Raw genomic sequence first — 11,905 nt, 5'->3', positions numbered from 1 at the left:
TGATCATGTTCTTGACGTAGTCGGCGTGCCCGGGGCAGTCGACGTGCGCGTAGTGACGCTTCTCGGTCTGGTACTCGATGTGCGAGATCGAGATCGTGATGCCGCGCTGACGCTCTTCGGGGGCCTTGTCGATCTTGTCGAAGGCCGACGCCTCGTTGAGGGTCGGATACTTGTCGTGCAGCACCTTGGAGATCGCGGCCGTCAGCGTGGTCTTGCCGTGGTCGATGTGACCGATGGTTCCGATGTTGACGTGCGGCTTGATCCGCTCGAACTTGGCCTTAGCCACTGGGGTCCTCCTGTTGGACTTGTTGTGCGATCGTCCCCGGCTGGCACCGGGGCGACGGTCTGTGGGTTTTGATGGAAGGTGGTGCTCGGGTCCATCACTCCGCGGGCGGAGTGAGTCAGCTCACTCGCCGCGGACCTTCTTGATGATCTCCTCAGCGACGTTCCGCGGAACCTCTGCGTAGGAGTCGAACTGCATCGTGTAGTTGGCGCGACCCTGCGTCTTGGAGCGGAGGTCACCAACGTACCCGAACATTTCGGAGAGGGGCACGAGTGCCCGAACGATCTTAGCGCCCGCGATGTCCTCCATCGCCTGGATCTGTCCACGACGGCTGTTGAGGTCGCCGATCACGTCGCCCATGTAGTCCTCGGGCGTGCGCACCTCCACGGCCATCATCGGCTCGAGCAGAGCGGGGTCGGCCTTGCGGGCGGCCTCCTTGAAGGCCATCGAGCCAGCGATCTTGAACGCCATCTCCGAGGAGTCGACGTCGTGGTAGGCCCCATCGACCAGGGTTGCCTTGACGCCCACCAGTGGGTAGCCGGCGAGAATGCCGAGCGCCATCGCGTCCTGGATGCCGTGGTCCACGGAGGGGATGTACTCCCTGGGCACGCGGCCACCCGTGACGACATTCTCGAACGTGTAGAACTCGCCGTCGCTGGTGTCCATGGGCTCGATGCTGAGCTGGATCTTGGCGAACTGCCCCGACCCACCCGTCTGCTTCTTGTGGGTGTAGTCGTACTTCAGCACCGGACGACGGATGGTCTCGCGGTAGGCCACCTGCGGCGCACCGACATTGGCCTCGACCTTGAACTCGCGACGCATACGGTCCACGAGGATGTCGAGGTGCAGCTCACCCATGCCGCCGATCACAGTCTGACCGGTCTCTTCGTCCAGCCGGACGGTGAAGGTGGGGTCTTCCTGCGCAAGCTTCTGGATCGCCATGCCGAGCTTTTCCTGGTCACCCTTGGTCTTGGGCTCGATGGCCACGTGGATGACCGGCTCGGGGAAGGTCATCGACTCCAGGATGATCTGCTCGTTGAGGTCGCAGAGAGTGTCACCAGTGGTGGTGTCCTTGAGCCCGATGACCGCGTAGATGTGCCCGGCGGAGACCTTCGCGACCGGGTTCTCCTTGTTGGCGTGCATCTGGAACATCTTGCCCAGACGCTCCTTACGGCCCTTGGTGGCATTCATCACGGGCGAGCCCGCGCTGATCTCACCCGAGTAGACCCGGATGTAGGTCAGGGTGCCGAAGAACGGGTGCGTAGCGATCTTGAAAGCCAGCGCCGCGAAGGGTTCCGTGGTGTCCGGCAAGCGGTAGACAACAGTCTCCTCATCGCCGGGCTTGTGACCCTCGGTCGGGGGCAGGTCCAGCGGCGAGGGCAGGTAGTCGACGACCCCGTCAAGGAGTGGCTGCACGCCCTTGTTCTTAAAAGCGGTGCCACAGAAGACCGGGTTGACCTCGCCGGCCAGGGTCAGCGTGCGGACGCCCCACTTAATGTCTTCCTCGGTCAGCGGCTCGCCACCGAGGTACTTCTCGAGCAGTTCCTCGCTGGCCTCGGCGACCCGCTCGACCAGCAGGCTGCGATACTCCTCCGCCTTGGCCAGCAGGTCCGCCGGGACTTCCTCGACCTCATAGGCCTCGCCGAGCGCGGTCTCACCGCGCCAGGTCAGGGCCTTCATGGTCACCAGGTCCACCATGCCGACGAAGTCGGCCTCGGCGCCGATCGGCAGCTGCATGACGAGCGGGTGCGCACCGAGGCGGTCCACCATGGTCTGCACCGAGTAGTAGAAGTCCGCGCCCATCTTGTCCATCTTGTTGATGAAACACATGCGGGGCACGCCATACTTGTCGGCCTGGCGCCAGACGGTCTCAGACTGGGGCTCGACGCCCTCCTTGCCGTCGAAGACGGCGACCGCTCCATCCAGGACGCGTAGGTTGCGCTCCACCTCGACGGTGAAGTCCACGTGCCCGGGGGTGTCGATCAAGTTGATCTGGGTGCCGTGCCAGAAGCTGGTGACGGCCGCAGAGGTGATGGTGATCCCCCGCTCCTTCTCCTGCTCCATCCAGTCGGTCGTCGACGCACCGTCATGGGTCTCGCCCATCTTGTGGTTGACGCCCGTGTAAAACAGGATGCGCTCGGTCGTCGTGGTCTTGCCGGCATCGATGTGCGCCATGATGCCGATGTTGCGGACCATTCTCAGGTCCGTCAGGACGTCCTGTGCCACAGTTTCTCTTCTCTAGCTTCGGGCTCGGTCGTAGGTTCGTAAAAAGGGGGTGTGGTGGGCACCGGGCGGGCGGAGGCCGTGCGCTTGCGCGCCTGGCCGCCGCCTGCCTCGGGTGACTACCAGCGGTAGTGCGCGAACGCCTTGTTGGCGTCAGCCATCTTGTGAGTGTCCTCGCGGCGCTTGACCGCTGCTCCCAGACCGTTGCTGGCGTCGAGGATCTCGTTCATCAGCCGCTCGGTCATCGACTTCTCACGACGCTGGCGGGCGTAGCCGACCAGCCAGCGCAGCGCGAGGGTGGTCGAGCGGTTGGGCTTGACCTCGATCGGCACCTGGTAGGTCGCGCCGCCGACGCGACGGGACTTGACCTCGAGGGCGGGCTTGACGTTCTCCAGCCCACGCTTGAGGGTCTGCACCGGGTCGGTGCCGGTCTTGGCGCGGCAACCCTCGAGGGCGCCGTAGACGATGCGCTCAGCGGTCGACTTCTTGCCGTCCGTGAGGATCTTGTTGACGAGTTGGGTGACCAGGGTCGACCCGTAGACGGGGTCCTGGATCAGTGGACGCTTAGGAGCGGGGCCCTTACGAGGCATTACTTCTTCTCCTTCTTGGCGCCGTAACGGGAACGGGACTGGTTGCGACCCTTGACACCCTGGGTGTCCAAGGAACCGCGGACGATCTTGTAACGCACTCCGGGCAGGTCCTTGACGCGACCGCCACGCACGAGCACGATCGAGTGCTCCTGCAGGTTGTGGCCGACGCCGGGGATGTAGGCCGTGACCTCTACGCCGCTGGTAAGGCGCACGCGGGCGACCTTGCGGAGGGCGGAGTTCGGCTTCTTCGGGGTGGTTGTGTAGACACGGGTGCAGACGCCTCGGCGCTGCGGGTTGCCCTTCAGGGCCGGGGAGTCAGACTTCTTGACCTTGTCCTGGCGGCCCTTGCGGACGAGCTGGTTGATCGTGGGCACTGATGCTCTTCTCATTCGTGGTTGTCCGTGCTCCGCGCGGCGTGCACCGCACTTCACACTCCTTGGTCATTCGCGCTCCAGCACCACCAGGTCAGTGGCATTGGACCGCTGCTCTCCCCTGCACTTCCCGACCCCAGGGCCCACCGCTGGCCACGACGGTGGCGAGGATGAACCGGAACGGACTGCCCGGCGAGAGATTGTGTGCGAGACGCCACGCACCCGCAAACGGGTAACGCTACATTCCGCCGCGTGCAGGACCTAGCCCACACACAGTTCTCCAGAGTACCGGGGGTGGGGGCATCCGGCCAAATCACCCTAGGCAAACACCCTCGCGCCATCGGGACAGACGCCAGGGGCGGGTAGGCCCGTCCTGGCGCCTACCCGCCCCTGGCGGTCACTGCGGTGCTGGTCAGTAGCGGTCGTCGCCCACCTGCAGGTCGTCGAGGCGAACCGCCTCGCCGGAGCCTTGGCCGAAGGTGCCGGCGTAGTCGAACTCGTCGTAGACGGGCACGGCATAGGCGGCCGCCTTGGCCTCCTCGGTCGGCTCAACCGTGAGGTTGCGATAGCGGGTCAGGCCGGTCCCCGCAGGGATCAGCTTGCCGAGGATGACGTTTTCCTTCAACCCGAGCAGCGGGTCGCTCTTGGCTTCCATCGCGGCCTCGGTGAGGACGCGAGTGGTCTCCTGGAAGGAAGCTGCAGAAAGCCACGAGTCGGTCGCCAGCGAGGCCTTGGTGATGCCCATGAGCTCGGGACGACCCGAGGCCGGGCGTCCACCCTCGGAGACCACCCGACGGTTCTCCTTCTCGAAGCGGCCACGCTCGACGAGGGTGCCAGGGAGCACGTCCGCGTCACCCGCCTCGATGACCGTGATCCGGCGCAGCATCTGCCGCACGATGACCTCGATGTGCTTGTCGTGGATCGACACACCCTGCTGGCGGTAGACGTGCTGGACCTCGTCCACCAGGTGCTGCTGGGTGGCGCGTGGGCCCAGGATGCGCAGCACCTGCTTGGGGTCGATCGCACCGGAGACCAGCTGCGTGCCGACCTCCACGTGCTGACCGTCCTGGATGAGCAGGCGCGCACGCTTGGTCACCGGGTAGGCGTGCTCCTCGGAGCCGTCGTCCGGCGTGAGCAGGATGCGACGTGACTTGTCGGTGTCCTCGATCTCGACGCGGCCGCTGGCCTCGGCGATCGGGGCGACCGCCTTGGGGGTGCGGGCCTCGAAGAGCTCCACCACGCGCGGTAGACCCTGCGTGATGTCGTCACCGGCCACACCACCGGTGTGGAAGGTACGCATCGTCAGCTGGGTGCCGGGCTCACCGATGGACTGCGCGGCGATAATACCCACGGCCTCACCGATGTCGACCAGCTTGCCGGTAGCCAGGCTGCGGCCGTAGCACTTGGCACAGGTGCCCACGTGCGACTCGCAGGTCAGGACCGAACGCACCTTGACGTTCTCGATCCCGGCCCTGATGAGCGTGCCGATGACCACGTCTCCGAGGTCGATGCCGGCCTGGGCCAACACCGTGCCATCGGCGTCCGTCACGTCCTCCACCAGGGTGCGGGCGTAGACCGCAGCCTCGACATCCTCATGCTGGCGCAGCGCACCAGACTCGGTCCGCACCGCGATCGGCATCACGAAACCACGCTCCGTGCCGCAGTCCAGCTCACGGATGATCACGTCCTGCGACACGTCCACCAGACGACGGGTCAGGTAACCCGAGTCGGCGGTGCGCAAAGCGGTGTCGGCCAGACCCTTGCGGGCCCCGTGGGTGGAGATGAAGAACTCCAGCACGGACAGGCCCTCACGGAAGTTGGACTTGATCGGACGCGGGATGATCTCACCCTTGGGGTTAGCCATGAGCCCACGCATACCAGCGATCTGACGCAGCTGGAACCAGTTGCCTCGCGCCCCGGAGGTCACCATCCGGTAGATGGTGTTGTCCTTGGGCATCGTGCTCTCTAGCTCCTTGGCCACCTCGTTAGTCGCCTGGGTCCAGATCTCCACGAGCTCCTGACGACGCTCGTCGTCGGTGATCAGACCACGCTCGTACTGCAACTGCACCTTGGCAGCCTTGGTCTCATAGCTAGCGAGGATCTCCGTCTTACGGATCGGCGTCTGGACGTCCGAGATCGCCACCGTGGTGCCGGAGCGGGTGGCCCAGTGGAAGCCGAGCTCCTTGAGCGCGTCCAGGCTCGCGGCCACCTCGACCTTGGTGTAGCGCTCCGCGAGATCGTTGACGATCCCGGAAAGACGCTTCTTCTCGACCACGTCGTTGACGAACGGGTAGTTAGCCGGGAGGGCCTCGTTGAACAGGGCGCGACCTAGGGTCGTCTCCAGCTCGAGCAGCTCGACGACTCCGGCCGGTGAGACCACGCAATCCTCGGGCAGCACGTGCCCGATCGGCGCGGCAGTCCTAGTGACCCGCACGCGGATCGGCGAGCCGAGGGCGATCTGTCCGGCGTCGTAGGCCATCTGGGCCTCGGCCACCGTGGAGAAGGACCGCAGGTGTGTGATCCCCTCGTCGTCGACGACCGAGTCGTTCTGACGGGCACCCTGCTCGACCTGCGAGGTGAGGTGGAACAGACCGATCACCATGTCCTGGGTGGGCATGGTCACCGGCCGGCCGTCCGCCGGCTTGAGGATGTTGTTGCTCGACAGCATCAGAATCCGCGCCTCAGCCTGGGCCTCAGCCGACAGCGGCAGGTGGACCGCCATCTGGTCGCCGTCGAAGTCCGCATTGAACGCGGTGCAGACGAGCGGGTGGATCTGGATGGCCTTGCCCTCGACCAGCTGCGGCTCGAAAGCCTGGATGCCGAGTCGGTGCAGGGTCGGTGCGCGGTTGAGCAGCACGGGGTGGTCGGTGATGACCTCTTCGAGCACATCCCAGACGACGCTGCGGCCACGCTCGACCATCCGCTTGGCCGACTTGATGTTCTGCGCGTGGTCCAGGTCGACGAGGCGCTTCATCACGAACGGCTTGAAGAGCTCAAGCGCCATCTGCTTGGGCAGACCGCACTGGTGCAGGCGGAGCTGCGGGCCGACCACGATGACCGAACGGCCGGAGTAGTCGACGCGCTTGCCGAGCAGGTTCTGACGGAACCGGCCCTGCTTGCCCTTGAGCATGTCGGACAGCGACTTCAGCGGGCGGTTGCCCGGTCCGGTCACCGCCCGGCCACGACGGCCGTTGTCGAAGAGGCTGTCGACAGCCTCCTGCAGCATCCGCTTCTCGTTGTTGACGATGATCTCGGGCGCGCCGAGGTCAAGCAGCCGCTTGAGGCGGTTGTTGCGGTTGATCACACGACGGTAGAGGTCGTTGAGGTCGGAGGTCGCGAAGCGGCCACCGTCCAGCTGCACCATCGGGCGCAGGTCCGGCGGGATGACCGGGACGCAGTCCAGGACCATGCCAGCCGGCTCGTTCTTGGTGATGATGAAGCTAGTAACGACCTTGAGTCGCTTGATGGCGCGGGTCTTGCGCTGACCCTTGCCGGTGGCGATGATCTCGCGCAGCGACAAGGCCTCGGCGGTCAGGTCGAAGGTCTGCAGACGCTTCTGCAGCGCCGCCGCCCCCATGCCGCCCTCGAAGTACATGCCGAAACGGTCACGCATCTCGCGGTAGAGGATCTCGTCACCCTCCAGGTCCTGGACCTTGAGGTTCTTGAAGCGGTCCCAGACCTGCTCCAGACGCTCGACCTGCTGGTCGGCGCGACGACGGATCTGGTTCATCTCCCGCTCGGCGCCGTCCTTGACCTTGCGCTTGGCGTCCGCCTTGGCACCCTCGGCCTCAAGCTCGGCCAGGTCGGTCTCGAGCTTCTTGGCCCGCTCCTCGACGTCGGCGTCGCGACGGTTCTCCATCGCCTTCTTCTCGGTCTGGATCTGCGCCTCGAGCGAAGCCAGGTCCTGGTGACGAGAATCTTCGTCGACCGAGGTGATCATGTAGGCCGCGAAGTAGATGACCTTCTCGAGGTCCTTCGGCGCCAGGTCGAGCAGGTAGCCCAGACGCGACGGCACCCCCTTGAAGTACCAGATGTGCGTGACGGGGGCAGCGAGCTCGATGTGGCCCATCCGCTCACGTCGGACGCCTGCACGGGTCACCTCGACGCCGCAGCGCTCACAGATGATGCCCTTGAAGCGCACGCGCTTGTACTTGCCGCAGTAGCACTCCCAGTCACGGGTCGGGCCGAAGATCTTCTCGCAGAAGAGTCCGTCCTTCTCCGGCTTCAGGGTGCGGTAATTGATGGTCTCCGGCTTCTTGACCTCGCCGTGACTCCAGGCGCGGATGTCATCGGCCGTTGCCAGGCCGATACGAAGCTCATCGAAGAAGTTAACGTCGAGCACGTGGATCCTTCTCTCCGTGATCTCGGGTTGTGCAGATAAAGGCTTAACCAGGTATGGGGTGGGGCTGGGTGCCGGGGCTGGCGCGCTCACGCGCGCCGGCCCACGGCATACCCAGACCTAAACTTCCTCGACCGAGCTCGGCTCCCGCCGGGACAGATCGATGCCGAGCTCTTCCGCCGCGCGGAACACCTCGGTGTCCGACTCGCGCAGGTCGATCTGCGTGCCGTCGGAGGAGAGGACTTCCACGTTGAGGCAGAGGGACTGCATCTCCTTGATGAGCACCTTGAAGGACTCGGGGATGCCTGGCTCGGGGACGTTGTCGCCCTTGACGATCGACTCGTAGACCTTCACTCGGCCGGTGACGTCGTCGGACTTGATGGTGAGCAGCTCCTGCAGCGCGTAAGCCGCGCCATAGGCCTCCAGCGCCCAGACCTCCATCTCGCCGAAACGCTGTCCACCGAACTGGGCCTTACCGCCCAGCGGCTGCTGGGTGATCATCGAGTACGGCCCGGTGCTGCGCGCGTGGATCTTGTCATCCACGAGGTGGTGCAGCTTCAGGATGTACATGTAACCCACCGAGACCGGGTCGGGGAAAGGCTCTCCGGAGCGGCCGTCGAACATCCGGGCCTTGCCCGAGCGTCCGATCAGACGCTGACCGTCGCGGGTCGGCGTGGTTGAGTCCAGCAGACCGGAGATCTCGTACTCCTCCGCACCGTCGAAGACCGGGGTGGCCACGCGGGTGCGCGGACCGGTCTCGCGGGCGTCGGCCGGGATACCTTCGGCCCATTCGGGCTCGCCCTCGATCTTCCAACCCTGCGCGGCGATCCAGCCCAGGTGCAGCTCCAGAATCTGGCCGATGTTCATCCGGCCGGGCACGCCCAGCGGGTTGAGCACGACGTCGACCGGGGTGCCGTCCTCCAGGAACGGCATGTCCTCGACCGGCAGAATCTTGGAGATGACACCCTTGTTGCCGTGCCGACCGGCCAACTTGTCGCCGTCGGTGATCTTGCGCTTGTTGGCGACGTAGACGCGCACCAACTGGTTGACACCCGGGGCAAGCTCGTCGCCCTCCTCGCGGTCGAAGACCTTGACCGCGATGACCGTGCCGGTCTCACCGTGCGGGACCTTCATCGAGGTGTCGCGGACCTCACGGGCCTTCTCGCCGAAGATGGCGCGCAGCAGGCGCTCCTCCGGGGTCAGCTCGGTCTCCCCCTTGGGGGTCACCTTGCCGACCAGCAGGTCACCGTCACGGACCTCGGCGCCGATGCGGATGATCCCGCGCTCGTCCAGGTCAGCCAGGACCTCGTCGGAGACGTTCGGGATGTCCCGAGTGATCTCCTCCGGACCTAGCTTGGTGTCGCGGGCGTCGATCTCGTGCTCCTGGATGTGGATCGAGGAGAGCACGTCGTCCTGCACGAGGCGCTGCGACAAGATGATCGCGTCCTCGTAGTTGTAGCCCTCCCACGGCATGAACGCCACGAGCAGGTTGCGGCCCAGCGCCATCTCGCCACCGTCGGTCGCAGGACCGTCGGCAATCAGCGCGCCCACCTCGAGCCGTTCGCCCGCATCGACCCGGACCTGCTGGTTGTAGCAGTTGCCCTGGTTGGAGCGGGTGAACTTGCTGATCTTGTAGGAGGTGTAGGTCGCGTCGTCGTTGGCGACGGTGACCAGGTCGGCCGAGACCTCTTGGACGACGCCGGCCTTGGTGGCCCGCACGACGTCACCGGAGTCCAGCGCGGCGCGGTGCTCCATACCGGTCCCGACCAGCGGGGCCTCGGAACGAACCAGCGGCACCGCCTGACGTTGCATGTTGGCGCCCATGAGCGCACGGTTGGCGTCGTCGTGCTCGAGGAAGGGGATCATCGCGGTCGCCGCAGACACCATCTGGCGTGCGGAGACATCCATGTAGTCGACCTCGGGTGCGGGCACGTCGACGGCCTCGCCCTCACCGGCGCGCACCAGGATGCGCTCCTCCAGGAAGGTGCCATCGTCAGCCAGCTGCGCGTTTGCCTGCGCGATGACGAAGCGGTCCTCCTCATCGGCGGACAGGTAGTCCACGTCGTCGGTGACCTTGCCGTCAACGACGCGACGGTAGGGGGTCTCGACGAAACCGAACGGGTTGATCCGCGCATAGCACGCGAGCGAGCCGATCAGGCCGATGTTGGGCCCCTCAGGCGTTTCGATCGGGCACATGCGGCCGTAGTGGCTCGGGTGGACGTCACGGACCTCCATGCCGGCGCGGTCACGGGAAAGACCACCCGGGCCCAGCGCGGACAACCGACGCTTGTGCGTCAGCCCGGAGAGCGGGTTGTTCTGGTCCATGAACTGCGAGAGCTGGCTGGTGCCGAAGAACTCCTTGATGGAGGCGACGACGGGCCGGATGTTGATCAGCGTCTGCGGCGTGATCGCCTCGACGTCCTGGGTCGTCATGCGCTCGCGGACGACTCGCTCCATCCTGGACAGGCCCGTGCGGACCTGGTTCTGGATGAGCTCGCCGACGCTGCGAAGGCGACGGTTGCCGAAGTGGTCGATGTCGTCGACCTCGACCGGCATGTCGCCGCCTGGCATGTTGATCGTGGTCTCGCCAGCGTGCAGGGCGACGAGGTACTTGATCGTGGCGACGATGTCGTCGATGCCGAGCACCGACTCCTCCAGCGGCGCCTGCAGACCCAACTTCTTGTTGATCTTGTAGCGACCGACCTTGGCCAGGTCGTAGCGCTTGGGGTTGAAGTAGAGGTTCGTCAGCAGCGCGTCCGCGGCGTCACGCGTGGGCGGCTCGCCCGGGCGCAGCTTGCGGTAGATGTCCAGCAGCGCCTCGTCCTGCGTGGCGATGTTGTCCTTCTCCAGGGTGGCCCGGATCGACTCGTAGTCGCCGAAATCTTCCAGGATCTGGGCCTCGCTCAAGCCGAGCGCCTTGAGCAGGACGGTGACGCTCTGCTTGCGCTTGCGGTCGACGCGCACGCCGACCTGGTCACGCTTGTCGATCTCGAACTCCAGCCAAGCGCCCCGGCTCGGGATGACCTTGACGGAGTAGATGTCCTTGTCGGACGTCTTGTCGAGGCTGCGCTCGAAGTAGACGCCCGGGCTGCGCACCAGTTGGGAGACCACGACACGCTCGGTGCCGTTGACGATGAAGGTGCCGCGCGGGGTCATCAGCGGGAAGTCGCCCATGAAGACCGTCTGGCTCTTGATCTCACCGGTGGTGTTGTTGATGAACTCCGCCGTCACGAAGAGTGGCGCGGAGTAGGTCATGTCCTTCTCCTGGCACTCGTCGACGGAGTACTTCTGCTCCTCGAAACGGTGGTCGCGGAAACTCAGCGACATAGAGCCGGAGAAGTCCTCGATCGGAGAGATCTCTTCAAAGATCTCCTCGAGTCCGGAGACGGAGGGGATGTCCTTCCGACCGCCCTTGCTGGCCTCGGCGACGCGGCCCTGCCAGGCCTCGTTGCCCAGGAGCCAGTCAAAGCTCTCGGTCTGAAGAGCAAGGAGGTCTGGTACCTCCAGAGGCTCCCTAATCTTTGCAAAGCTCAGGCGGCCAGAAGCCGTCTTCGCGGTGGACACAGTCTTCTTCGCAGTGCGCGAGGCAGCCAAGGATTGGTCCTTCCATGGGCCTGGGTGGGCGGCTAGTTCGCGCTACCCTGGTTCCTGCTTCCAGACACGGCGATACGACGGTGTCAAGCGCGGCGGCCACGAGGGCGACGCACGAAACCGTCGGTGAGCGGTGAGCGGGGGCAGGAGAAGGGCAGCGCAAAGATACAGCATACACACTCGCGCCACCTAGGTCTAATTGGTCGCGGCGCTGCAACCAACACTCCACCCGGTCCCCCACCCAGCGGCGCTGTCGAAAGCAACTCTGACCTGTCCCTGCCCGTTTCGTCAAGTGCTAGAGGTCGATAGGGAGTGTCGGTCGCCTGCTGGCACGCAAAAGCCAGCCGACAAAAGCCACGGGCGAGGGCCTCATCTTGCGATGAGGCCCCACCCAGCCGACAAAAGCCACGGGCGGGGCCTCATCTTGCGATGTGGCCCCCCCCCGGGCCGCGGGTGCGGCCCCACCACCGCCCCCCCACCCGGGCCGCCCAACTTGTGGCTGCAGGTG

At 65.4% G+C, this 11,905-nt stretch carries 6 protein-coding genes; all 6 read right to left on the bottom strand.

Annotation, left to right across the window (positions count from 1 at the left end; all coding sequences use genetic code 11):
• Positions 1 to 286: GTP-binding protein (locus Q4P07_RS04835; protein ID WP_303373767.1), on the bottom strand; the 286-nt coding region annotated here is incomplete at its 3' end.
• Positions 287 to 406: 120 nt separating this feature from the next.
• A complete protein-coding gene (gene fusA / locus Q4P07_RS04830) occupies positions 407 to 2,509 on the bottom strand; it encodes an elongation factor G (RefSeq protein WP_303373766.1) in 2,103 nt (700 codons plus the stop codon).
• 116 nt (positions 2,510 to 2,625) lie between these two features.
• The gene (gene rpsG, locus Q4P07_RS04825) at positions 2,626 to 3,096 is read right to left on the bottom strand and encodes a 30S ribosomal protein S7 (protein ID WP_303373765.1); all 471 of its coding nucleotides are present in this window, start codon (positions 3,094 to 3,096) and stop codon (positions 2,626 to 2,628) included.
• The gene (rpsL, locus tag Q4P07_RS04820; RefSeq protein WP_303373764.1) at positions 3,096 to 3,470 is read right to left on the bottom strand and encodes a 30S ribosomal protein S12; all 375 of its coding nucleotides are present in this window, start codon (positions 3,468 to 3,470) and stop codon (positions 3,096 to 3,098) included. The genes rpsG and rpsL overlap by 1 nt, the downstream gene beginning before the upstream one ends.
• Before the next feature lie 409 nt (positions 3,471 to 3,879).
• Complete coding sequence (locus tag Q4P07_RS04815; protein ID WP_303373763.1) at positions 3,880 to 7,809, bottom strand: DNA-directed RNA polymerase subunit beta'; 3,930 nt, start codon at positions 7,807 to 7,809, stop codon at positions 3,880 to 3,882.
• A 117-nt stretch (positions 7,810 to 7,926) separates the two neighbouring features.
• Positions 7,927 to 11,400, bottom strand: coding sequence for a DNA-directed RNA polymerase subunit beta (rpoB, locus tag Q4P07_RS04810; protein WP_303373762.1), 3,474 nt, complete (start codon positions 11,398 to 11,400; stop codon positions 7,927 to 7,929).
• Positions 11,401 to 11,905: the final 505 nt, after the last annotated feature.

The sequence above is a fragment of the Ornithinimicrobium sp. genome (assembly GCF_030537745.1).
Taxonomy (GTDB): Bacteria; Actinomycetota; Actinomycetes; order Actinomycetales; family Dermatophilaceae; genus Ornithinicoccus.
This window is presented reverse-complemented; position numbering and strand designations above follow the sequence as displayed.

Excerpts from the sequence above, each read along its gene's own strand:
- rpsG (WP_303373765.1), bottom strand. The coding sequence starts at position 3,096 with ATGCCTCGTAAGGGCCCCGCTCCTAAGCGTCCACTGATCCAGGACCCC.